17 protein-coding genes, 2 tRNA genes and 3 other RNA genes are annotated in these 22,867 nt (G+C 53.1%); 10 read left to right on the forward strand and 12 right to left on the reverse strand.

Annotation, left to right across the window (positions count from 1 at the left end):
* Positions 1-10: 10 nt before the first annotated feature.
* The 3 genes from oppB to NI40_RS12850 form a co-directional block, all read right to left on the reverse strand.
* Positions 11-931, reverse strand: coding sequence for an oligopeptide ABC transporter permease OppB (gene oppB, locus NI40_RS12840; protein ID WP_008502786.1), 921 nt, complete (start codon positions 929-931; stop codon positions 11-13).
* An 84-nt stretch (positions 932-1,015) separates the two neighbouring features.
* Positions 1,016-2,647, reverse strand: coding sequence for an oligopeptide ABC transporter substrate-binding protein OppA (gene oppA, locus NI40_RS12845; RefSeq protein WP_033145757.1), 1,632 nt, complete (start codon positions 2,645-2,647; stop codon positions 1,016-1,018).
* A gap of 770 nt (positions 2,648-3,417) precedes the next feature.
* Complete coding sequence (locus tag NI40_RS12850) at positions 3,418-4,065, reverse strand: YchE family NAAT transporter (protein WP_023312098.1); 648 nt, start codon at positions 4,063-4,065, stop codon at positions 3,418-3,420.
* Between the two features lie 478 nt (positions 4,066-4,543).
* Between NI40_RS12850 and adhE the strand changes: the two genes are divergently transcribed.
* Positions 4,544-7,222, forward strand: coding sequence for a bifunctional acetaldehyde-CoA/alcohol dehydrogenase (gene adhE, locus NI40_RS12855; protein ID WP_023312099.1), 2,679 nt, complete (start codon positions 4,544-4,546; stop codon positions 7,220-7,222).
* A 66-nt stretch (positions 7,223-7,288) separates the two neighbouring features.
* Here adhE and tdk read toward each other — a convergent pair whose 3' ends face one another.
* Complete coding sequence (gene tdk, locus NI40_RS12860) at positions 7,289-7,903, reverse strand: thymidine kinase (RefSeq protein WP_033145758.1); 615 nt, start codon at positions 7,901-7,903, stop codon at positions 7,289-7,291.
* 549 nt (positions 7,904-8,452) lie between these two features.
* Between tdk and hns the strand changes: the two genes are divergently transcribed.
* Positions 8,453-8,866 carry a histone-like nucleoid-structuring protein H-NS gene (gene hns, locus NI40_RS12865; protein WP_008502781.1) on the forward strand — a complete coding sequence of 138 codons (414 nt, stop codon included), beginning with the start codon at positions 8,453-8,455 and terminating at the stop codon, positions 8,864-8,866.
* Positions 8,867-9,067: 201 nt separating this feature from the next.
* On the opposite strand, the gene galU is transcribed toward hns, so the two are convergent.
* The 3 genes from galU to rssA form a co-directional block, all read right to left on the reverse strand.
* Entirely contained in the window at positions 9,068-9,976 is a 909-nt protein-coding gene (gene galU / locus NI40_RS12870) for a UTP--glucose-1-phosphate uridylyltransferase GalU (protein ID WP_033145759.1), read from the reverse strand.
* 200 nt (positions 9,977-10,176) lie between these two features.
* On the reverse strand, positions 10,177-11,190 hold the full coding sequence (gene rssB, locus NI40_RS12875; RefSeq protein WP_033145760.1) for a two-component system response regulator RssB: 1,014 nt from the start codon (positions 11,188-11,190) through the stop codon (positions 10,177-10,179).
* A gap of 91 nt (positions 11,191-11,281) precedes the next feature.
* Positions 11,282-12,184: a patatin-like phospholipase RssA gene (gene rssA, locus NI40_RS12880; protein ID WP_023312102.1), complete on the reverse strand. Its 903-nt coding sequence runs from the start codon at positions 12,182-12,184 to the stop codon at positions 11,282-11,284.
* A 114-nt stretch (positions 12,185-12,298) separates the two neighbouring features.
* Between rssA and NI40_RS12885 the strand changes: the two genes are divergently transcribed.
* The 7 genes from NI40_RS12885 to NI40_RS22990 all read left to right on the forward strand — a co-directional run bounded on the left by NI40_RS12885 (position 12,299) and on the right by NI40_RS22990 (position 14,537).
* Positions 12,299-12,757, forward strand: a complete 459-nt coding sequence (locus tag NI40_RS12885; protein WP_039263576.1) for a YchJ family protein — start codon at positions 12,299-12,301, stop codon at positions 12,755-12,757.
* 46 nt (positions 12,758-12,803) lie between these two features.
* Positions 12,804-13,646, forward strand: a complete 843-nt coding sequence (purU, locus tag NI40_RS12890) for a formyltetrahydrofolate deformylase (protein ID WP_023312104.1) — start codon at positions 12,804-12,806, stop codon at positions 13,644-13,646.
* 158 nt (positions 13,647-13,804) lie between these two features.
* Positions 13,805-13,889, forward strand: a tRNA-Tyr gene (locus NI40_RS12895).
* A 35-nt stretch (positions 13,890-13,924) separates the two neighbouring features.
* Positions 13,925-14,009, forward strand: a tRNA-Tyr gene (locus NI40_RS12900).
* Between the two features lie 45 nt (positions 14,010-14,054).
* Positions 14,055-14,185: non-coding RNA, RtT sRNA (locus tag NI40_RS22980), on the forward strand.
* 45 nt (positions 14,186-14,230) lie between these two features.
* A non-coding RNA gene (locus NI40_RS22985) (RtT sRNA) lies at positions 14,231-14,361 on the forward strand.
* Positions 14,362-14,406: 45 nt separating this feature from the next.
* Positions 14,407-14,537: non-coding RNA, RtT sRNA (locus NI40_RS22990), on the forward strand.
* A gap of 129 nt (positions 14,538-14,666) precedes the next feature.
* Here the strand turns inward: NI40_RS22990 and NI40_RS12905 are convergent.
* Positions 14,667-15,110 carry an Lrp/AsnC family transcriptional regulator gene (locus NI40_RS12905; RefSeq protein ID WP_029740417.1) on the reverse strand — a complete coding sequence of 148 codons (444 nt, stop codon included), beginning with the start codon at positions 15,108-15,110 and terminating at the stop codon, positions 14,667-14,669.
* 108 nt (positions 15,111-15,218) lie between these two features.
* Here NI40_RS12905 and NI40_RS12910 point away from each other — a divergent pair, with 108 nt between their 5' ends.
* Positions 15,219-16,115, forward strand: coding sequence for a DMT family transporter (locus NI40_RS12910; RefSeq protein ID WP_039263577.1), 897 nt, complete (start codon positions 15,219-15,221; stop codon positions 16,113-16,115).
* Here NI40_RS12910 and narI read toward each other — a convergent pair.
* From narI to NI40_RS12930, 4 genes are read right to left on the reverse strand one after another with little or no spacing between them, the layout of a single operon-like run.
* Positions 16,112-16,789: a respiratory nitrate reductase subunit gamma gene (narI, locus tag NI40_RS12915; RefSeq protein WP_023312107.1), complete on the reverse strand. Its 678-nt coding sequence runs from the start codon at positions 16,787-16,789 to the stop codon at positions 16,112-16,114. The genes NI40_RS12910 and narI overlap by 4 nt on opposite strands.
* Positions 16,789-17,499, reverse strand: a complete 711-nt coding sequence (gene narJ, locus NI40_RS12920; protein WP_039263578.1) for a nitrate reductase molybdenum cofactor assembly chaperone — start codon at positions 17,497-17,499, stop codon at positions 16,789-16,791. The genes narI and narJ overlap by 1 nt, the downstream gene beginning before the upstream one ends.
* Positions 17,496-19,031: a nitrate reductase subunit beta gene (gene narH, locus NI40_RS12925; RefSeq protein WP_039263580.1), complete on the reverse strand. Its 1,536-nt coding sequence runs from the start codon at positions 19,029-19,031 to the stop codon at positions 17,496-17,498. The genes narJ and narH overlap by 4 nt, the downstream gene beginning before the upstream one ends.
* Positions 19,028-22,771, reverse strand: a complete 3,744-nt coding sequence (locus NI40_RS12930) for a nitrate reductase subunit alpha (RefSeq protein WP_039263581.1) — start codon at positions 22,769-22,771, stop codon at positions 19,028-19,030. Before NI40_RS12930 ends, narH begins: the two co-directional genes overlap by 4 nt.
* Between the last annotated feature and the right edge of the window lie 96 nt (positions 22,772-22,867).

Raw genomic sequence — 22,867 nt, forward strand, 5'->3', positions numbered from 1 at the left:
TGCTCCAGCGTTAGTAACGAATTTTCGGATCGATGACGGCATACAGCACATCGACGATAGCGTTAAAGAGAATGGTCAGCGCACCGACGAGAATGGTCAGGCTCAGCACCAGCGAATAGTCGCGGTTGAGCGCGCCGTTAACGAACAGCTGACCAATGCCGGGCAGGCCGTAGATTGTTTCGATAACCATAGAGCCAGTGATGATCCCGACGAATGCTGGTCCCATGTAGGAAAGCACGGGTAACAGCGCCGGTTTGAGCGCGTGGCGGAAGATAATCCGACGCATCGGCAGCCCTTTAGCGCGCGCGGTACGAATGAAGTTCGAGTGCAGCACTTCGATCATTGAACCACGGGTGATACGCGCGATACTGGCGATGTACGCCAGAGATAATGCCACCATCGGCAAAATCATGAACTTCAGTGCCCCGCCGTTCCAGCCGCCTCCAGGCAGCCACTTCAGCGTGATGGCAAATATCATCACCAGTAATGGCGCGACAACGAAGCTGGGTATCACTACCCCGGTCATTGCCACCCCCATTACGGCATAATCCCATTTGGTATTTTGTCTTAGCGCGGCGATAACGCCTGCGGTGACCCCGAAAACGATGGCCAGAATAAATGCCGCAGCACCCAACTTAGCCGAAACCGGGAAGCTGGACGCGACCAGGTCGTTAACGGAATAGTCTTTATATTTAAATGACGGTCCAAAATCACCGTGGGCCAGCTGCTTCAGGTAATTGAAGTACTGGGTGGAGATTGGATCATTTAAGTGGTATTTCGCTTCGATATTCGCCATGACTTCAGGCGGCAGCGTACGCTCACCGGTAAATGGACTGCCCGGCGCAAGACGCATCATGAAGAAGGAAATCGTGATGAGAATAAATAGCGTTGGAATCGCTTCAAGACAGCGACGTAGGATAAATTTCAACATTGCCCGTACCTTCTGGCGTGTGCCTATATTATGTGACGTTGGTTAGACACCGTGGGGCGAGCATGCCCGCCCCACTCATTGCCATTAATGCTTGATAATATACAAGTTTTTAACGTAGATATTATCCATCGGGTCTTTACCGGTATATCCACCTACCCACGGTTTCACCAGACGGGCGTTAACGTAGTAGTAAACCGGAACGATCGCGGAATCTTTATCCAGCTGCTGCTCGGCTTTAGAGTACAGTTCTGTACGCTGCGCTTCGTCAGTGGTTTTCAGCGTGTCGCCAATCAGCTTGTCGAACGCCGGGCTCTTATAGTGCGCGGTGTTGTTCGAGCTGTCGCTCAGCATGGTGTTCAGGAAGGAGGTCGGTTCGTTATAGTCCGCACACCAGCCAGCTCGTGCTACATCAAAGGTGCCCTGATGACGGCTGTCGAGGAAGGTTTTCCACTCCTGGTTTTCCAGCTTCACGTTCGCGCCCAGGTTCTTTTTCCAGATTGAGGCAACGGCGATAGCCAGTTTTTTGTGCAGATCGGAAGTGTTGTACAACAGGCTAAAGGTCAGCGGCTTATCTGCGGTGTAGCCCGCTTCGGCCAGCAGTTTCTTCGCTTCTGCGTTACGCTGTTCCTGAGTCTGTTTGAACCACTCTGGCTCGGTCAGTTTTGCGCCATCGGTGTATGGAGGGGTATAGCTGTACGCCGGCAGATCGCCCTGGTTTTTCACTTTGTTCACGATGATATCGCGATCCAGTGCCAGCTTCAGCGCGGTACGAACACGTACGTCGGTAAACGGTGCTTTCTGGTTGTTGATTTCATAGTAATAGGTGCACAGGTACGGATCGACGTGAACTTCTTTAGGGATCTCTTTTTTCAGTTTCTGGAACAGTTCAATCGGCATGTTGTTATAGGTCATGTCGATTTCACCGCTGCGATAGCGGTTAACGTCAGTCACTTCGGACGAAATTGGCAGGTAGGTCACCTGGTCAATAACGGTTTTCGCGTTATCCCAATACTGCGGGTTACGGTCAAGCACCATACGTTCGTTGACCACCCAGTCTTTCAGCTTATAGGCACCGTTGGTCACGATATTGGCAGGCTGCGTCCATTTCTCACCAAATTTTTCCACGGCGGATTTTGGTACCGGGGAGACGGACGGGTGAACCAGCAGCTTATAGAAGTACGGAACAGGTTCGCTCAACGTCACTTCAAAGGTATTGGCATCGATCGCTTTTACGCCCAGGTCGGTAACAGGTTTTTTGCCCGCGATGATGTCATCAATATTGGCGATGTGGCCATATTGCAGGTAGCTCGCATACGGAGAGGCGGTGGTTGGATTCGCCAGACGCTGCCAGCTATAAACGAAATCTTCGGCCGTGACCGGTGTACCGTCGGACCATTTCGCATCTTTACGCAGATGGAAGGTCCAGACTTTGAAATCTTTGTTTTCCCATTTTTCTGCAACACCCGGCGCCGGGTGGCCGTCTACGTCTGTCACCAGCAGGCCTTCGAACAGGTCGCGGTTAACGTTAGACTCAGGAACACCTTCAATTTTGTGCGGGTCAAGAGACTGAACTTCCGCACCGTTGTTACGCACCAGCGTCTGTTTCTCCGCCAGTTGAACACCTGCAGGAACGTCCGCAGCCATTGCAGCGTTGCCCGCGATTAGCGCAGTTAAAATCCCCGCCGCTACCAGATTTTTTTTTGTGATGATGGACATTGTGTTGGTACTCCACTCATTATAATGACTGGCCTTCGCCAGCTGTGTAATCCCCTGTTGGGGCCTGTACAGCGCAGGAGTTTTTTTTGCTGCTGTCAGGTTCTTCTTTTACTGCTTGCTATCACCGACTTTTTTATTACTGACCGCTCGTATGGCCGTCTTGCGTCGATTCTTTACAGGCCTACCCTGTTTGAGACCTGCATTGGATATCTGAGAAGAGAACCATATGAAAATAATTCTCATCTGCTTGTTTTATGCTGCAAAATATTAGGCCGGAAAGTATCAAATGGCGTAAACGCGCGCCAATACATTTTGCAAATTTGTTAAGCAATTCTCTTTTACGGTGAGTACCGCATCGTTGAGGGCAGCCCTGCCGGACATCGAACACCACTTAAAAACCATGACATTCAATAAGATAGAGAAATTTTTCTCTACACGCGCGTCGCTGCGCTATCATCGAGTGATTTTGTACAAAAATTTAACAACTGGTTATTATTTAGCACATTCATCTAGGGGAATGTTGAATTTACTAATATCATTTCGGTTATCTCTCAGCAAGCCCCAGAGTATCATGTGAGTAAAATAACAGATCGATCGAAGGTTTTCTGCGCAGGCGGGTTTGGCGGGAATTAATAACTCATTGAAATACAAGCAATGAACATTATTAGTAGAATTTATTATGATATGTGAGCATTTCAACTTTAGTTATAGGATTTACTGATAATGACGTAAAAAAACGGAGCCGTGGCTCCGTTCTTTCATACGAAATATCAGTGCAGCAAACCGGGGAAAATGCTTTTAATTCCTGTAACGATGAATTCAATCCCTAACGCCATCAACAGCAGACCCATAATACGCGTTATGACGTTAATGCCCGTCTGCCCCAGCAGGCGCACCAGCCAGGGCGCCATGCGGAATACTCCCCAACAGCAAAGTGCGAAAAGCGCAATGGCAACGGAAAAGCCAATCAGGTGCATCAGGCTATGGTAACGCGTGCCCCAGACAATGGTTGAACTGATGGCGCCAGGGCCAGCCATGAGCGGTAAGGCCAGCGGCACCACGCCAATACTTTCGCGGATAGCTGTTTCTGACTTCTCCTGCTTGTTCTGTTTATCCTCGCCCAGCTTACCGCTGATCATGGACATCGCGATGGTCACGACCAGGATCCCACCCGCTATGCGGAAAGAGTCAATCGAAATCCCGAAGAGCTGGAGAATGGCGTCACCCAGGAAAAGGGAGGTGAGCAATATGATAGCCACTGACAGGTTAGCGGTGAGGTTGGTCTTATTCCTCGCCGCCGCCGTCTGGTAACTCGTCATACTAATAAAGACAGGAATGATCCCCACCGGGTTGACCAGGGCAAACAAACCAATAAAAAATTTAAAATACGTTGGAAAATCAAAGAGCGTTTGGATCACGTTTTGCTCCGCTTATACACATGCCCGGGACTGACACTTTGCCATGAGAAATCGCGCTGAAGATACCCTTTTTATTAGCATACTTCACTCGAAATCTGTGGCAAAACGTTATCATTTCAGGATGTTAAACATATGTATAATCAATGATAGCGTCGCTTCCATTACTTACGTAATTATTTAACACTTGAAAAATCTCAACGAAATAACCCTGCTGAAAGGTATCAGCTTGGGGGAAAATTGACGCAGATCATGATTTCCGTACTCAGAAGTGAGTAATCTTGGTTACGCCCCCAGGGAGATCACCTGACAAAAAGGGATGATGCTAAGGTAAGGCTCTTTTAGTAAATTAGTGTGCTGACGCAGAAAGTAACTCTTTGTTTTACTTTGTGTTACGCAAGTCGTATCGGCTCTGTCTATACTGTGTGACGTATCGAGCGCTGGTTTACTAAAAGAGTTTAAACATTATCAGGAGAGCATTATGGCTGTTACTAATATCGCTGAACTGAACGCCCTCGTCGAGCGCGTTAAAAAAGCCCAGCGTGAATATGCCAATTTCACCCAAGAACAGGTTGATAAAATCTTCCGCGCGGCCGCACTGGCTGCTGCAGATGCTCGAATCCCTCTCGCTAAAATGGCCGTTGCCGAATCCGGCATGGGTATCGTGGAAGATAAAGTGATCAAAAACCACTTTGCTTCCGAGTATATCTATAACGCCTATAAAGATGAGAAAACCTGTGGCGTGCTGTCCGAAGACGACACCTTCGGTACCATCACCATCGCTGAACCTATCGGCATCATCTGCGGTATTGTTCCGACAACTAACCCAACGTCTACAGCTATCTTCAAATCACTGATTAGCCTGAAGACCCGTAACGCAATCATCTTCTCTCCACACCCACGTGCGAAAGACGCGACCAACAAAGCTGCGGATATCGTCCTGCAGGCGGCGATCGCTGCTGGCGCACCAAAAGATCTGATCGGCTGGATCGACCAACCTTCTGTTGAGCTCTCCAATGCGCTGATGCATCACCCGGACATTAACCTGATCCTGGCGACCGGTGGTCCAGGCATGGTTAAAGCCGCATACAGCTCCGGTAAACCAGCGATCGGTGTGGGCGCCGGTAACACTCCTGTTGTTATCGACGAAACTGCTGACATCAAACGTGCCGTTGCGTCTGTACTGATGTCTAAAACCTTCGATAACGGCGTGATCTGTGCATCTGAACAGTCTGTTGTTGTTGTTGATTCCGTGTACGACGCAGTTCGTGAACGTTTCGCCAGCCACGGCGGCTACCTGCTGCAGGGCAAAGAGCTGAAAGCCGTTCAGGACATCATCCTGAAAAATGGCGCACTGAACGCTGCTATCGTGGGTCAGCCGGCTTACAAAATTGCTGAACTCGCAGGCTTTACCGTTCCGGCAACAACCAAAATCCTGATCGGTGAAGTGAAAGTTGTTGACGAAAGCGAGCCGTTTGCACATGAAAAACTGTCTCCAACGCTTGCCATGTACCGTGCGAAAGATTTCGAAGACGCGGTAGAGAAAGCCGAGAAACTGGTTGCCATGGGCGGTATCGGTCACACGTCTTGTCTGTACACCGACCAGGACAACCAGCCAGAACGCGTTGCCCACTTCGGTCAGATGATGAAAACTGCACGTATCCTGATTAACACCCCTGCTTCTCAGGGTGGTATCGGTGACCTGTACAACTTTAAACTCGCACCTTCCCTGACTCTGGGTTGTGGTTCCTGGGGTGGTAACTCCATCTCTGAAAACGTTGGTCCAAAACACCTGATCAACAAGAAAACCGTTGCTAAGCGAGCTGAAAACATGTTGTGGCACAAACTTCCGAAATCTATCTACTTCCGCCGTGGCTCTCTGCCAATCGCGCTGGATGAAGTGATTACTGATGGCCACAAACGTGCGCTCATCGTGACTGACCGTTTCCTGTTCAACAACGGCTACGCTGACCAGATCACCTCTGTACTGAAAGCGGCTGGCGTTGAAACTGAAGTGTTCTTTGAAGTTGAAGCTGACCCTACCCTGAGCGTGGTGCGTAAAGGTGCTGAACTGGCTAACTCCTTCAAACCAGATGTGATTATCGCTCTGGGCGGCGGTTCCCCAATGGACGCCGCGAAAATCATGTGGGTCATGTACGAGCATCCTGAAACCCACTTCGAAGAACTGGCGCTGCGCTTTATGGACATCCGTAAACGTATCTACAAGTTCCCGAAAATGGGCGTAAAAGCGAAAATGATCGCAGTAACCACCACTTCCGGTACCGGTTCAGAAGTTACGCCATTCGCAGTAGTAACGGACGATGCAACAGGTCAGAAATACCCACTGGCTGACTATGCACTGACCCCAGATATGGCTATCGTTGATGCGAACCTGGTCATGGAGATGCCGAAATCACTGTGTGCGTTCGGTGGTCTGGATGCGGTAACTCACGCCCTGGAAGCTTACGTTTCTGTGCTGGCATCTGAGTTCTCTGACGGTCAGGCTCTGCAGGCGCTGAAACTGCTGAAGGAAAACCTGCCAGCGTCCTACAACGAAGGGTCTAAAAACCCAGTAGCACGTGAACGCGTTCACAGTGCAGCAACCATCGCCGGTATCGCGTTTGCGAACGCCTTCCTGGGTGTTTGCCACTCTATGGCGCACAAGCTGGGTTCTCAGTTCCACATTCCTCACGGTCTGGCGAACGCCCTGTTGATCAGCAACGTTATCCGTTATAACGCTAACGACAACCCAACCAAGCAGACTGCTTTCAGCCAGTACGACCGTCCGCAAGCGCGCCGTCGTTACGCTGAAATCGCAGACCACCTTGGTCTGAGCGCACCGGGTGACCGCACTGCTGCGAAGATTGAGAAACTGCTGGCATGGCTGGAAAGCCTGAAAGCTGAGCTGGGTATTCCAAAATCTATCCGTGAAGCAGGCGTTCAGGAAGCTGACTTCCTCGCTCACGTAGATAAGCTGTCTGAAGATGCATTCGATGACCAGTGTACTGGTGCTAACCCGCGCTACCCACTGATCTCCGAGCTGAAACAGATTCTGCTGGATACCTTCTACGGTCGTGAGTTCAAAGAAGGTGACGTTGCCGCTGTGAAAACAGAAGTTCCTGTCATCAAAGCTGACAAGAAAGCGAAGAAAAGCGCTTAATTGAAAGCAGAAGAAAAAACCCGCCTTTATGGCGGGTTTTTTTATGTCTGTATAACAAGGCTGGCGTTATTTCCTGTTGTCGTGTTGAATCGCCGTCAGCGAGCCTACAGACAACGCTTCTTTATAATGCTTACGACAGACTGAAACATAGCGTTCATTACCGCCTATAACCACCTGCTCGCCATCTGCATAAGGTTTCCCGGCCTGGTCAAGACGAAGCACCATGCTGGCTTTTCGACCGCAGAAGCAGATTGTTTTCAATTCGACAAGCTTATCCGACCAGGCAAGCAAATACTGGCTACCAGCAAAGAGCTCACCGCGGAAATCCGTACGCAGGCCGTAACACAGCACGGGAATATCGAGCTCATCAACCACCTCTGAAAGGGCATGAACCTGTTCACGCGTCAGAAACTGGCTCTCATCTACCAGAACACAGTGAATGGGCTGCAAAGCATGTTCTGTACGAATGTCCTCATATAGATCGGTTTTCGGGTTAAACAGTCTGGCAGGCGACGAGAGCCCTATTCTGGAGCTCACCTTCCCTGCGCCAAAGCGATCGTCAATTTCAGCCGTATAAACAACGGTACGCATCCCGCGCTCCTGGTAATTGTACGAGGATTGCAGCAACGCGGTGGATTTCCCGGCATTCATTGCCGAATAGTAGAAATAAAGTTGTGCCATTGGCCGTAAAACCCTAATCAATGTGTAATATTCCCGATGATTCATTGTACCATAATTTGTCTGGTCATCAGCGATGTAGCACACAGAGGAAGCGTTTCAGCGCGGAGTTCACAACCTTCTTTTCATGAAAATAACCCGCTAAAACATGAAGTAAACTCCCTCAGCCTGGCCAATATGTTATATGTTTAGCCAAACATAACACTGCATTTTATAGTGGAATCGCCGTTCATTAAAATTCACTATTTATTAACTATTTCAGTCTTAACATCACGGTGGGGAACTAATACAAAAGGCTGATATTTCTCCGCCGCAACTATAATTCCTGCGGTAAATGTCACAAAAAAAAGAGGCAATCGACTGGGTCCAGCCGGGTTAGCTGATAACAAACGAGACTGTTGGGTGATGAAATTTAAGTTAGCGTAATTAATAATAGCGGCATTATTTAGTATTTTTTGAATTCCTTACATTCCTGGCTATTGCACAACTGAATTTATGGCTCTATTATTAGGTCAACAAACCACCCCCCATTATAAGTTTGAGATTACTACAATGAGCGAAGCACTTAAAATTCTGAACAACATCCGTACTCTTCGTGCGCAGGCAAGAGAATGCACCCTCGAAACGCTTGAAGAAATGCTGGAAAAATTAGAAGTTGTAGTTAATGAACGTCGTGAAGAAGAAAGCGCAGCTGCCGCTGAAATCGAAGAACGTACTCGTAAACTGCAGCAATATCGTGAAATGCTGATTGCTGATGGTATCGATCCAAATGAATTGCTGAACAGCATGGCTGCAGCTAAAACCGGTACTAAAGCCAAGCGTGCTGCTCGTCCTGCTAAATATAGCTACGTTGATGAGAACGGCGAAACTAAAACCTGGACTGGCCAGGGCCGCACTCCTGCTGTTATCAAGAAAGCCATGGACGAACAAGGTAAACAGCTGGACGACTTCCTGATCAAGGATTAATCCAGCCGTATTCAGAAAAATCCCGCGTAATGCGGGATTTTTTTTAACCTAAATTTGTCGCAAACATCCCCTTACACTCTGTCATAAAGCATTATTTGGCAATTTTAATAACTGTACTTTGAGACAGGTTTTGGAAGTGTTTAGGGCACAAAAAAACCGGTGGGCAGCGCCTCACCGGTTTCGGACATATCTAACCGTGGCTTATTTCTTAATACCTACGCTCTCTTTGAGCCAGGTTTTAAATTCTTCACCAAGAGTATTGTGGCGAATACCATATTCAACGAACGCCTGCATATAACCAAGCTTATTACCGCAGTCATGGCTCTTACCTTTCATATGGTAAGCCTCAACGGTCTCTTTCTCGATCAGCATATCAATGGCATCCGTCAGCTGAATCTCATCACCCGCTCCTGGAGGCGTTTTCGCCAGCAGAGGCCAGATTTCAGCGCTCAGGACATAGCGACCTACAACGGCCAGGTTTGAAGGCGCTACGTCGGCTTTAGGCTTCTCTACCACGCCAACCATTGGCACGCTTTCGCCCGGCTCAAGGTTAACGCCTTTGCAGTCAACCACACCGTATGCCGTCACGTCGTCAACAGGCTCAACCATAATCTGGCTGCTACCGGTTTCGTCGAAACGTTTGATCATCTCTGCCAGGTTATCCTGAGAAAGATCGGATTCGTATTCGTCCAGAATTACGTCAGGCAGAATTACCGCTACAGGCTCATCACCTACAACAGGATGTGCACACATCACAGCGTGGCCCAAACCTTTAGCCAGGCCCTGACGAACCTGCATAATAGTAACGTGTGGCGGGCAAATAGACTGAACTTCTTCTAACAGCTGACGCTTAACACGTTTTTCCAGCATGGCTTCAAGTTCAAAGCTTGTATCGAAATGGTTTTCGATAGAGTTTTTTGATGAATGCGTAACCAGCACAATTTCAGTGATGCCGGCTGCGATACATTCATTAACGACATACTGGATTAATGGCTTATCAACCAGAGGCAGCATCTCTTTAGGAATTGCCTTAGTTGCTGGTAACATCCTGGTCCCCAATCCCGCTACCGGGATGACGGCCTTTCTGACTTTCGAATTTAGGGCAGCCATTCAAATTCTCCTGAGCTGTTCAAGTTTTGAACTTTTATGCAATAAATAACGCGTTGAGTATATCAGCCTCACCCCGCAGTCCGGGTCTGAAAAGAACGCGTTGCCGATCAATTAGGACAAATACGCATGAATCTGGGCAGCGATAGTAGCACTCCCCGTAAAACACAGGTAAAGCAATCTTAAAATTAAGATCCAATTGCTTATTCCGTGGACAACATTAAGCGTAGCCGTCCCCCGGCGCCCCAAATTTGGCACTGCCAGGAGGAACAGCGGTGGCTAATTTGATTAAGATATGCCGTACCCAATGTCCCAAGCGGAACACCGTTACTCACCTGAATATGATGTTCACCGGTATTCAGTGAAGCGTTGAGACCTGCTGAAACGAGGATCAGATTCTTTAAACCGCTGTGGTAATAGCCGACCAGCAGCGGGAACTGTCCGGGCAAATTAGCCTGGCGAAAAAGCTGGTTTACCTGTTTGAGCAAACTACCTAACTCCGGCAGCCGTTGTCCCTGATGCGATAACTGTTCCTGCAGCAAACCATTAAAAAGCGCACGAAGAAGTAACGCGGCTAATACGCCATTATCCCCTGCCCGGGTGACATCCAGAGAATAAAACGCAAGGTCGGAATCAGATAAAGGTGCGATATCCAGTACCAGTCCCGGCTGGTCAGCCGCTACCAGCTGACGATAATTTACGCGGCAGTGTGAAATAGTTTGCTGTACGGGTGGCTGAAGTTCTTGCAACAGTTTCGCCGCAGCAGGAGGGTCACTCACCAGGGCATCCCAGTCTTGGAAAAGACGCTCCTCCTCCTCTACCCGGGAATTAAACATATTCGGATAAAGGCACGCTAAGACCGTTTCTCGCAGCCGATTCAGATCCTTGACCGGCTTAAGCAGAATATCCTGGACACCGAGTCGCAATGCTTTGGCGATATCCGCCATATTCTCTGTGGCAGAGATCACCAGAATCGGCGTCTGGTTGCCTTCGTTACGCAGATGTTCAACCAGCTTCAGCCCATTCATGCGCGGCATCTCAATGTCGCAAATCATTAAATCGGGCGTAATGCTGATCATTTTTTCCAGGGCGTCAATACCATCTTCAGCCAGTGAAGTGATTGCTCCCAGCGAGGATAACCACGAATCCAGTAGCGATCGGAAAACGGGCTCGTCTTCTACAATCAAAATGTGTTTTCCGGCCAATGGCTGCGTCATGGTTCCTCCCCTGGCTGACAGTAACTAAATAGTGGCATGCGATCGGCACTATCGCCTGTCAGATTTTGCTGAAGTAGTCAAAAAAAGGTGCTTAACGTGCTGTTTGCACAAAAGGCAACAATTCGTCCATTTTCTTTTCGACGGCTAACGAGCCCGCTGCGATGGCGGCCTCAGCCCGATGGAAATCAAGAGTAGAGATTTGCGGACAGTAAGGCTGAATAAGAATATCTGGCGGGTCGCCTGCCATACGATTGCGCTTAAGGCGATTCTCCAGTACCTGGATTGACGTGGTCATGATTTCTATCGCCGTCGGCGCGGCAACCGAGCGTCGCGCGGCCATACGCCCGATTCTACCGCGCAGGCGCTCATGCCAGGCCAGTTTCTCGCCCTCGGCATCTTCGCTCTGGAGATTGACCGGCATGAGGTCCTGTTGCATCAGGTGGGCGTCGTGCTGCAGGTCGACGGCAATCACGATATCCGCCCCCATTGCACGGGTCAGAGAGATGGGAACCGGGTTTACAACGCCACCGTCAACAAGCCAGTAACCGTTGTGTGGGACAGGCGCCATAAGCCCCGGCATGCTGCAGGAGGCGCGCACGGCAAGATGGATATCCCCTTCGGTTAGCCAGAGTTCGCGTCCCGTGCTGAGGTTCGTCGCGACGGCGCCAAAGGGCATCTGACAATCAGTGAAGTCTTCGAGAGGCATAACCTGACGGAACTGGTTAAAGACGCGTTCGCCGCGCAACAGCCCACCACGCTGCCACGAGAGGTCCATCAGACGCAGGACGTCCCAGTAACTGAAGGAACGCACCCAGGTCTCGAGTTCCGGAAGCTTCCCGCACGCGTAGGCGGAGCCGACAAGCGATCCTATTGAACAACCTGCGACAATATCTACGTTAATGCCCATCTTGTTTAAGGCATTAATCACGCCGATGTGTGACCATCCCCGGGCTGCACCTGAGCCCAGCGCCAGTCCAATTTTAACCTTTCTCATTAGCCCTGTTTTACTTCCCCTGGATTCCTGACATAGCGTCAACGCAACAGCTCAGTTAACATAGTGCTACCCGAAGCGTTTTACGCCTTTATTATTTGTTCCAGGAAGAGAATCGTGTCTCAACTCTGCCCTTGTGGTAGCGCTCTGGAGTATAGCCTATGTTGCCAGCGATATCTGTCTGGCGATCAGGTTGCACCAGACCCGTCACACCTCATGCGTTCACGTTACACTGCTTTTGTGATCAAAGACGCAGACTACCTGATTAAAACCTGGCATCCCTCCTGCCACGCTGCCGAATTCAGACAGGACATCGAAGCCGGCTTCGCGAACACGCAGTGGCTCGGCCTCACCGTCTATGAATTCTCAACGGGCAGTCATGTTGATGAAGGTTACGTCAGCTTTGTTGCTCGTTTTACCGAGAATAATAAACCTGGTGCCATTATCGAGCGTTCCCGGTTCTTAAAGGAAAGCGGGCAGTGGTATTATATTGACGGAACGCGCCCACAGTTTGGTCGTAACGATCCCTGCCCGTGTGGTTCAGGTAAAAAATTTAAAAAGTGTTGCGGGCAGTAATGCCTGACAACCCAGACTTCGCAAATACAAACAGGATTTCCCGGCGATGCAATCATTACAACGTAAAGTTCTGCGCACCATCTGTCCCGATCAAAAAGGACTGATCGCACGAATTACCAACATTTGCTACAAACATGAACTGAATATCGTGCAGAACAACGAGTTCGTTGACCACCGTACCGGCCGCTTCTTTATGCGTACCGAACTCGAAGGTATTTTCAACGACACCACCCTGCTTGCCGATCTCGACAGCGCGCTTCCGGAAGGTTCCGTGCGCGAACTGACCCCAGCCGGTCGACGCCGCATCGTGATCCTGGTGACCAAAGAAGCACACTGTCTGGGCGACCTGCTGATGAAAGCAAACTACGGCGGTCTGGACGTGGAAATAGCTGCCGTTATTGGCAACCATGAGACGCTGCGCACGCTGGTCGAGCGTTTTGATATTCCGTTCGAGCTGGTGAGCCACGAAGGCCATACCCGTGAAGAACACGACGATCTGATGGCGCAGGCCATTGAAGCGCATAACCCGGACTACGTGGTGCTGGCGAAATACATGCGCGTGTTGACGCCATCCTTCGTGGCGCGTTTCCCGAACAAGATCATCAACATTCACCACTCGTTCCTGCCGGCCTTTATTGGTGCGCGTCCCTACCACCAGGCCTACGAGCGCGGCGTGAAGATCATCGGTGCGACCGCGCACTATGTGAATGACAACCTGGACGAAGGTCCAATCATCATGCAGGACGTGATTCACGTGGACCACACCTACACGGCCGAGGACATGATGCGTGCAGGGCGTGACGTTGAGAAGAACGTGCTCAGTCGTGCGCTGTATCAGGTGCTGGCGCAGCGTGTCTTTGTCTACGGCAACAGAACCATCATTCTTTAATCTTTCGGAAAATGAATTGATTAGCTTTGCGCCTTTACGGATAAAAAGCAGGCAAACAGCTTCATTTACCTAAAGGAATGCTTTACAGGGGCGCCTCATTTGATATGATGCGCCCCGCTTCCAGAAGGAAGCAGGTAAGTCAAAAAGCATTACCCCGTGGTGGGGTTCCCGAGCGGCCAAAGGGAGCAGACTGTAAATCTGCCGTCATCGACTTCGAAGGTTCGAATCCTTCCCCCACCACCATCTCTCAGCACGACATCAAAATTTGAATTACCCCTGGTGGGGTTCCCGAGCGGCCAAAGGGAGCAGACTGTAAATCTGCCGTCATCGACTTCGAAGGTTCGAATCCTTCCCCCACCACCATCACTTTCAAATAACTCCAAACCTCCTTTTTGCACCAGGCATCATGTATTTCCGTAACGGGGAAGGATGAGAAGCTTCGACTAAGGTTCGATTCGAGCGTAGCGAGAAAGCGTTGCCGCAGGCAACGACCCGAAGGGCGAGGCGCAACGCGCCGAGTAATCCTTCCCCCACCACCATCACTTTCAAATAACTCCAAACCTCCTTTTTGCACCAGGCATCATGTATTTCCGTAACGGGGAAGGATGAGAAGCTTCGACTAAGGTTCGATTCGAGCGTAGCGAGAAAGCGTTGCCGCAGGCAACGACCCGAAGGGCGAGGCGCAACGCGCCGAGTAATCCTTCCCCCACCACCATCACTTTCAAATAACTCCAAACCTCCTTTTTGCACCAGGCATCATGTATTTCCGTAACGGGGAAGGATGAGAAGCTTCGACTAAGGTTCGATTCGAGCGTAGCGAGAAAGCGTTGCCGCAGGCAACGACCCGAAGGGCGAGGCGCAACGCGCCGAGTAATCCTTCCCCCACCACCATCACTTTCAAATAATCCAAAAAATCATTATAAAACTGAACCGAATCCGCCTTTGTAGGCCGGGTAAGGCGCAGCCGCCACCCGGCGACAGAAGACAGAAGACAGAAGACAGAAGACAGAAGACAGAAGCCTACATCGGCGGCAAACGACGCTTCACCGGCGAACTCTTCACAATCGACGTATTGCACTGGGCATGCTCCGCCAGGCCGTCCAGCAGCACATCCAGCTGCTCTATCGATCGCACCACCAGCCTAATAACAAAGCAATCTTCCCCGGTGACTTTGTCGCTCTCTATGCACTCCGGCATCGCCTGAATGTATTTATCCACCTTATGCAACAACCCCGGCAAAGGCCGCACGCGCACCAGCGCCTGCAGCGTATACCCCAGCGCCGCCAGATTCACCCGTGCGCCATACCCCTGAATCACACCGCGCTCTTCCAGCCTCTTCAGGCGTTCTGCCGTGCTGGGGGAAGTCAGACCGATGCGTCCGCTGAGCACCTTCAAAGACATGCGCGCATCTTCGACCAGACAGGCTAAAATTTGACGGTCGATATCATCGAGAAGGTATTCCATCGTTTTCACCTAATTTTAAAAAGTCATCACTGCATTTCACCTTATCTCATCCCTGTAAAACCCGACAGCGATTTTCGACAATAGCGTCATACAATCAGGAGGTGGATGATGCGTGATTTCCATAAAGGCGTCTGGCAAATGAGCCTGGCGATGTTAATTTCCGGCTCTATCGGTGCGTTTGTTTTACTCAGCGGTCTGCCGGTGACGGAAGTGGTGTTCTGGCGCTGTCTTATCGGGGCAATAGCGCTTTTTATTTTTATCCGGGCAAGTCAAAAGCCCTTCAGTCCCCTCACCCGCACCACGCTGCTGCTGGCCATTCTCGGCGGCGTAGCGCTCGTGGTGAACTGGCTGCTGCTCTTCGCGGCCTATGAACGGATCTCGATTGGTCTTTCGACCGTGGTCTATAACACCCAGCCGTTTATGCTGGTCCTGATGGGGATGTTTTTAGGTGAGCGCGTTAGCCTGGTGAAATGGGGCTGGCTGTTCCTCGCCTTTGGCGGCGTGGTGATCTTGCTCTCCAGCGAGCTGACCGGCGCGCACGGCGGTGAATGGCTCGCCGGAATCGGCCTGGCGATGGCCGCGGCTTTCTTCTATGCGGTCACGGCCATTATTGCCCGCAAGCTCAGATCCGTTGCGCCGCAGCATATTGCCTTTATCCAGGTGCTGACGGGCGTCGTGATGCTTTTGCCGTTTGCCAGCATGCCGTCATTTTCTGGTGATTTTCCCTGGCCGATCCTGCTGACGCTGGGCATCGTCCATACAGGCATTATGTACCAGCTGCTCTACAGCGCGATCCAGAAGCTGCCTACGCCCATTACCGGCTCCCTGTCGTTTATCTATCCGGTGGTGGCGATCGTTGTCGATAATCTGGTGTTCGGACACTCGCTGAACCTGACGCAGCTGGCGGGCGGCGCGCTAATCCTGTTTGCTGCCGCGGGTAATAATCTGGGCTGGGGCGAAAAAAAACCCCGCGAGTGCGGGGTTGGTATCAAAACGGCGAATTAGCGACGGGCGCGCACAATCTGGTATTTGCGCGTCAGGTACTCCACCGGCGCGCTCCAGATATGCACCAGACGTGAGAACGGGAACAGCACAAACAGCGTCATCCCCAGCACCAGGTGAACGCGGAAGATAAACGCCACGCCGTCCAGGTGCGCGGAGGCTCCGCCGTGGAAGGTCACCACGGACTGCGCCCAGCCGACCAGCTTCATCATTTCGCTGCCGTCCATATGCTGCGCCGAGAACGGAATGGTCAGCAGGCCCAGCGCGCACTGCACCATCAGCAGGGAGAGGATCAGAATATCCGCTGCGGTCGTGGTCGCACGCACGCGCGGGCTGAACAGACGACGTTTCAGCAGCAGCAGGCCACCCACCAGAGTCATCACGCCGCAGGCACCGCCGGCGATCATCGCCATCTTCTGCTTCACCTCGATCGGTAGCCACGCTTCATACATCCAGTGCGGCGTCAGCATCCCCAGGAAGTGACCGGCAAAAATCCCCAGAATACCGATGTGGAACAGGTTAGAGCCCACATGCATCCCTTTACGATCCAGCATCTGGCTGGAGGCCGCACGCCAGGTGTACTGGCCGTAGTCGTAACGCAGCCAGCTTCCCACCAGGAACACGGTACCCGCGATATACGGGTAAATGTCGAAGAAGAACATATTCAGGAAGTGCATTAGTGCCGTCCTCCGTTAGAGATATTCAAATATTGCGGTGCAACCGCGCCGGCAAAACGACGCTGGTGAGCGGAGATTTCAGACTCGCCGCAGTTCTGGTCAGCAAAGAATTTCACCTGCTCTTCTTCCCAGACCGCGTCCAGCGCTTGTGGCGTATCATCGCGGGCTTCATCCGCGATTTTCTCCGCCACTTTTTCACTGTCGACCGCGGCGTTGGCCAGCTTCACCAGCAGATCGAACAGCACCGCATAGCGGCTCTCGCGCTGCTGAAGACGCGCGCCGAGCAGCGCCAGGATCGGCGCGATGTCCTGCAGACCGCCCAGCGCCTCTTCTTTCGGCAGCTGCGCCAGGTACTCCAGATACAGCGGGAGATGATCCGGCAGCTCGCGGCTGTCGAGCTGCAGGCCGTGCTGTTCGTACTGGGCCATCAGGTCGACCATCGCCTGACCGCGGTCACGGGACTCACCGTGAACGTGTTCAAACAGCAGCAGCGAGGTCGCACGCCCCCGGTCAAACAGCTGGCTGTAGTCCGACTGGGCATCCAGAAGGTCGCGCGCCAGCAGATCGCGGAGGAAAACGCCAAGCCGCTGGGCATCGTCTTTATCCAGGTTTTCAGATGACGCGAGTGCATCAAAGAGTTCCTGCTGATGCTGCGCAAGCGCAGCATCCGGGTACTCGAGCAGACGCGAAACAATGACGAGTTCAATCATTGGTGCGGCTCCGTTTTGCTGGTCACATCCATGGCATCGATGCGGCGGCTGTTGAACAGGTTGAATTTGCTGTCTGACCCGTGGCAACCGTCGCCAAAGGTAAAGCCACAGCCATTTTTTTCCGGGAAGGCTTCACGGGCCAGCTCGCGGTGGCTGCTCGGCACCACGAAACGGTCTTCGTAGTTGGCAATCGCCAGATAGCGGTACATCTCCTGCGCCTGCGCTTCGGTCAGACCAACCTCTTCCAGCGCGCGGGTATCGATCACGCCGTCTACGGTTTCCGCGCGTTTGAAGTGACGCATCGCCAGCATACGCTTCAGCGCGAGCAGTACCGGCTGGGTATCCCCTGCGGTCAACAGGTTCGCCAGGTACTGAACCGGAATACGCAGGCTTTCCACGTCCGGCAGGATGCCGTTGCTGCCCAGTTCGCCCGCGTCAGCCGCGGACTGAATCGGCGACAGCGGCGGCACGTACCAGACCATCGGCAGGGTGCGGTATTCCGGGTGCAGCGGCAGCGCAAGCTTCCAGTCCATTGCCATTTTGTACACCGGTGACTGCTGCGCCGCGTCAATCACGCTCTGCGGCACGCCGTCCTTCAGCGCCTGCTCAATCACCTTGGGATCGTTCGGATCGAGGAAGACGTCCAGCTGACGCTGATACAGATCTTTCTCGTGCTCGGTGCTCGCGGCGTTTTCAATCGCGTCCGCGTCATACAGCAGCACGCCGAGGTAGCGAATACGGCCTACGCAGCTTTCTGAGCAGACAGTCGGCATTCCGGCTTCGATACGCGGGTAGCAGAAGATGCACTTCTCAGATTTACCGCTCTTCCAGTTGAAGTAGATTTTTTTGTACGGGCAGCCGGTGATGCACATGCGCCAGCCGCGACACTTGTCCTGGTCGATCAGCACGATGCCATCTTCTTCACGCTTGTAGATAGCGCCGCTCGGGCAGGTCGCCACGCACGCCGGGTTGAGGCAGTGCTCGCACAGGCGCGGCAGATACATCATGAAGGTATTTTCGAACTGGCCGTACATCGCCTTCTGCATGTTCTCGAAGTTCTGGTCTTTGGCGCGTTTCTCGAACTCGCCGCCCAGAATCTCCTCCCAGTTTGGACCGCTGGTGATCTTGTCCATGCGCTGACCGGTGATCAGCGAGCGCGGACGAGCGATCGGCTGGTGCTTGCTTTCCGGCGCGTTGTGCAGGTTCTGGTAGTCGTAGTCAAACGGCTCGTAGTAATCGTCGATGCCCGGCAGGTGCGGGTTAGCGAAGATTTTACCCAGCAGCATCGCGCGGTTACCCATGCGCGGCTGCAGCTTGCCGTTGATTTTACGGATCCAGCCGCCCTTCCATTTCTCCTGGTTTTCCCAGTCGGTCGGGAAGCCGGTGCCCGGCTTGCTTTCCACGTTGTTGAACCAGGCGTACTCCATACCTTCACGGCTGGTCCAGACGTTTTTACAGGTGACCGAGCAGGTATGACAGCCGATGCATTTATCCAGATTCAGCACCATGCCGACTTGTGAACGAATTTTCATTTTACGCTCTCCTGTACCTGGTCATTACCTTCGCCGTCTAACCAGTTAATATTCTTCATCTTACGTACCACCACGAACTCATCGCGGTTCGATCCTACGGTGCCGTAGTAGTTAAAGCCGTAGGCCAGCTGCGCATAGCCACCGATCATGTGGGTCGGCTTCGGCGTAATGCGGGTCACGGAGTTGTGGATCCCGCCGCGCTGCTCGGTAATTTCTGACCCCGGCAGGTTAACGATACGTTCCTGCGCGTGGTACATCATGGTCATCCCGGCCGGTACGCGCTGGCTCACCACCGCACGCGCCGTCAGGGCACCGTTGCTGTTGAACACTTCGATCCAGTCGTTATCTTCGATACCCAGATCTTTGGCGTCCGTTTCGCTCATCCAGACAATCGGACCGCCGCGAGACAGGGTCAGCATCAGCAGGTTGTCGCTGTAGGTGGAGTGAATGCCCCACTTCTGGTGTGGCGTCAGGAAGTTCAGCGCCTTCTCTGGGTTACCGTTCGATTTCGCGCCCATTACCGCTTTCACGGAGCGGGTGTCGATTGGCGGACGGTAAACCAGCAGGCTTTCACCGAAATCGCGCATCCACTGGTGATCCTGATACAGCGACTGACGGCCTGACAGGGTGCGCCATGGGATCAGCTCGTGAACGTTGGTGTAGCCCGCGTTATAGGACACGTGCTCATCCTCCAGGCCAGACCAGGTCGGGCTGGAGATAATCTTGCGCGGCTGCGCCTGAATATCGCGGAAGCGGATTTTCTCTTCCTCTTTATTCGTCGCCAGGTGCGTATGGTCGCGGCCGGTGAACTCGCTCAGCGCCGCCCAGGCTTTGACGGCAACGTGACCGTTGGTTTCCGGGGCCAGGGTCAGGATCATCTCTGCTGCATCAATCGCCGTGTTCAGCATGGGCTGGCCTTTCGCCGGGCCGTCCGCTTTGGTGTAGTTGAGCTTGCGCAGCAGATCCATCTCGCTCTGGGTGTTCCAGGCGATCCCCTTCCCGCCGTTACCGATTTTCTCCATCAGCGGGCCGATAGAGGTAAAGCGCTCGTAGGTTGCCGGATAGTCGCGTTCAACCGGAATAATGTGCGGCGCGGTCACGCCCGGGATCAGGTCGCATTCGCCTTTTTTCCAGTCCTTCACGTCCAGCGGCTGCGCCAGTTCGGCGGCGGAGTCGTGCTGGATTGGCAGCGTCACCACGTCGGTCTCTTTGCCGAGGTGCCCTACGCAGACTTCGGAGAATTTCTTCGCGATGTCTTTGTAGATATCCCAGTCGCTTTTCGATTCCCACGCCGGGTCAACGGCCGCAGACAGCGGATGAATAAACGGATGCATATCCGAGGTATTCATGTCGTCTTTTTCGTACCAGGTCGCGGTTGGCAGCACGATGTCGGAGTACAGGCAGGTGCTGGACAGACGGAAGTCGAGCGTCACCACCAGATCCAGCTTGCCGTCGAGGCCGTTATCTTTCCATTCCACCTCTTCCGGCTTCACGCCGCCCTGCTTGCCGAGATCTTTCCCCTGGATACCGTTTTCGGTACCGAGCAGGTATTTCAGCATGTACTCGTGGCCTTTACCGGACGAGCCCAGCAGGTTGGAGCGCCAGATGAACAGGTTACGCGGGTGGTTTTTACCGTTCTCCGGCTGTTCTGCCGCGAAGCGGATAGAGCCATCCTTCAGGGATTTCACGGTGTAATCCACCGGTGACATGCCCGCCTGCTTCGCCGCTTCCGCAATGCGCAGCGGGTTAGTGCCCAGCTGCGGCGCCGACGGCAGCCAGCCCATGCGCTCTGCGCGCACGTTGAAGTCAATCAGGTGGCCGCTGTAGCGGGATTTATCCGCCATCGGCGACAGCAGCTCCTGCGCGGTGACCGTTTCGTAGCGCCACTGGCTGGAGTGGTTATAGAAGTAGGAGGTGCTGTTCATATGGCGTGCCGGACGCTGCCAGTCGAGGGCAAACGCCAGCGGCTGCCAGCCGGTCTGCGGACGCAGTTTTTCCTGGCCGACGTAGTGCGCCCAGCCGCCGCCGCTCTGACCGACGCAGCCGCAGAAGATCAGCATGTTGATCAGACCGCGATAGTTCATATCGAGGTGATACCAGTGGTTCAGACCCGCGCCGACGATGATCATCGAACGGCCGTGCGTTTTGTCCGCGTTTTCTGCAAACTCACGTGCGATACGGGTAATGTGCGCGCGAGGCACGCCGGTAATCTGTTCCGCCCAGGCCGGGGTGTAGGCCTTCACGTCGTCATAGCCGGTTGCGCAGTTTTCATCGCCCAGACCGCGTTCCAGACCGTAGTTCGCCATGGTCAGGTCATAAACGGTGGTGACCAGCGCGGTAGAGCCGTCGGCCAGCTGCAGGCGCTTAACCGGCAGTTTGTGCATCAGAACGTTTTTCAGTTCAACCTTGTTGAAGTGCTCTGAACCTTCACCGCCGAAGTACGGGAACCCGACCTCGGCGATCTCGTCCTGGCTACCCAGCATGCTCAGGCGCAGCTCCGTCTCTTCGCCGGTGGTGCCGTTGCGTTGCTCAAGGTTCCACTTGCCCTTCTCGCCCCAGCGGAAGCCGATAGAGCCGTTTGGCGCCACCAGCTCGCCGTTGCTGTTATACGCAACGGTTTTCCACTCAGGGTTATTTTCCTGGCCCAGCGAATCCACCAGATCGGCTGCGCGCAGCGTGCGGCCAGCAGCATAGTAGCCCTCACGCTCTTCCAGCATGACCAGCATCGGCATGTCGGTGTAGCGACGCACGTAGTCGGTGAAGTACTGGCTTGGCTTATCAAGATGGAATTCACGCAGCATGACGTGGCCCATCGCCATCGCCATCGCCGCATCGGTACCCTGTTTCGGCGCCAGCCACAGATCGCACAGCTTGGCGATTTCCGCGTAGTCAGGAGTGACCGCCACGGTTTTGGTGCCTTTGTAACGGACTTCGGTAAAGAAGTGCGCGTCCGGCGTACGCGTCTGAGGAACGTTAGAGCCCCAGGCGATGATGTAGCTGGAGTTGTACCAGTCCGCGGACTCCGGCACGTCGGTCTGCTCGCCCCAGGTCTGCGGAGACGCAGGCGGCAGGTCGCAGTACCAGTCGTAGAAGCTAAGGCAGGTACCGCCGATCAGCGACAGATAGCGCGCCCCGGAGGCGTAAGAGACCATCGACATCGCCGGGATAGGCGAGAAGCCCGCCACGCGGTCAGGACCGTAGGTTTTAACGGTGTAGACGTTGGAGGCGGCAATCAGTTCGTTTACCTCTTTCCACGAGGAGCGAACGAAACCACCGCGACCGCGAGCCTGCTTGAAGCTTTTTGCTTTGTCAGCGTCTTCGATGATGGACGCCCAGGCATCCACCGGATCGCTGTGCTGTACTTTCGCCTCACGCCACATTTTCATCAGGCGCTTGCGCATCAGCGGGTATTTCAGACGGTTGGCGCTGTAGAGATACCAGGAGTAGCTGGCACCGCGCGGGCAACCGCGCGGTTCGTGGTTTGGCATATCCGGGCGGGTGCGCGGATAGTCGGTCTGCTGCATTTCCCAGGTCACCAGACCGTTTTTAACGAAAATCTTCCAGCTGCATGAGCCGGTACAGTTCACGCCGTGGGTCGAACGGACGACTTTGTCATGCTGCCAGCGCTGGCGGTAACCGTCTTCCCAGTCCCGGTTGGTATCCAGAACCTGGCCGTGCCCATCGGCAAAAGTTTCACCCTTCTGTTTGAAGTAGCGAAACCGGTCCAAAAATTTGCTCATCGGGTATCTCCTGTGTGGAGCCTGTGGCTCTCTAAATCGACATTGCTGATTTGCAGCGAAGGTAACGCCCTGAAAGAGGGGGAGAATTGATAACGA

Source organism: Enterobacter sp. E20, assembly GCF_000801755.2.
Taxonomy (GTDB): Bacteria; Pseudomonadota; Gammaproteobacteria; order Enterobacterales; family Enterobacteriaceae; genus Enterobacter; species Enterobacter asburiae_B.

Coding starts and splice junctions, on each gene's coding strand:
- oppB (WP_008502786.1), bottom strand. CDS start 931: ATGTTGAAATTTATCCTACGTCGCTGTCTTGAAGCGATTCCAACGCTA.
- oppA (WP_033145757.1), bottom strand. CDS start 2,647: ATGTCCATCATCACAAAAAAAAATCTGGTAGCGGCGGGGATTTTAACT.
- adhE (WP_023312099.1), top strand. CDS start 4,544: ATGGCTGTTACTAATATCGCTGAACTGAACGCCCTCGTCGAGCGCGTT.
- tdk (WP_033145758.1), bottom strand. CDS start 7,903: ATGGCACAACTTTATTTCTACTATTCGGCAATGAATGCCGGGAAATCC.
- hns (WP_008502781.1), top strand. CDS start 8,453: ATGAGCGAAGCACTTAAAATTCTGAACAACATCCGTACTCTTCGTGCG.
- galU (WP_033145759.1), bottom strand. CDS start 9,976: ATGGCTGCCCTAAATTCGAAAGTCAGAAAGGCCGTCATCCCGGTAGCG.
- rssB (WP_033145760.1), bottom strand. CDS start 11,190: ATGACGCAGCCATTGGCCGGAAAACACATTTTGATTGTAGAAGACGAG.
- rssA (WP_023312102.1), bottom strand. CDS start 12,184: ATGAGAAAGGTTAAAATTGGACTGGCGCTGGGCTCAGGTGCAGCCCGG.
- purU (WP_023312104.1), top strand. CDS start 12,804: ATGCAATCATTACAACGTAAAGTTCTGCGCACCATCTGTCCCGATCAA.
- NI40_RS12905 (WP_029740417.1), bottom strand. CDS start 15,110: ATGGAATACCTTCTCGATGATATCGACCGTCAAATTTTAGCCTGTCTG.
- NI40_RS12910 (WP_039263577.1), top strand. CDS start 15,219: ATGCGTGATTTCCATAAAGGCGTCTGGCAAATGAGCCTGGCGATGTTA.
- narI (WP_023312107.1), bottom strand. CDS start 16,789: ATGCACTTCCTGAATATGTTCTTCTTCGACATTTACCCGTATATCGCG.
- narJ (WP_039263578.1), bottom strand. CDS start 17,499: ATGATTGAACTCGTCATTGTTTCGCGTCTGCTCGAGTACCCGGATGCT.
- narH (WP_039263580.1), bottom strand. CDS start 19,031: ATGAAAATTCGTTCACAAGTCGGCATGGTGCTGAATCTGGATAAATGC.
- NI40_RS12930 (WP_039263581.1), bottom strand. CDS start 22,771: ATGAGCAAATTTTTGGACCGGTTTCGCTACTTCAAACAGAAGGGTGAA.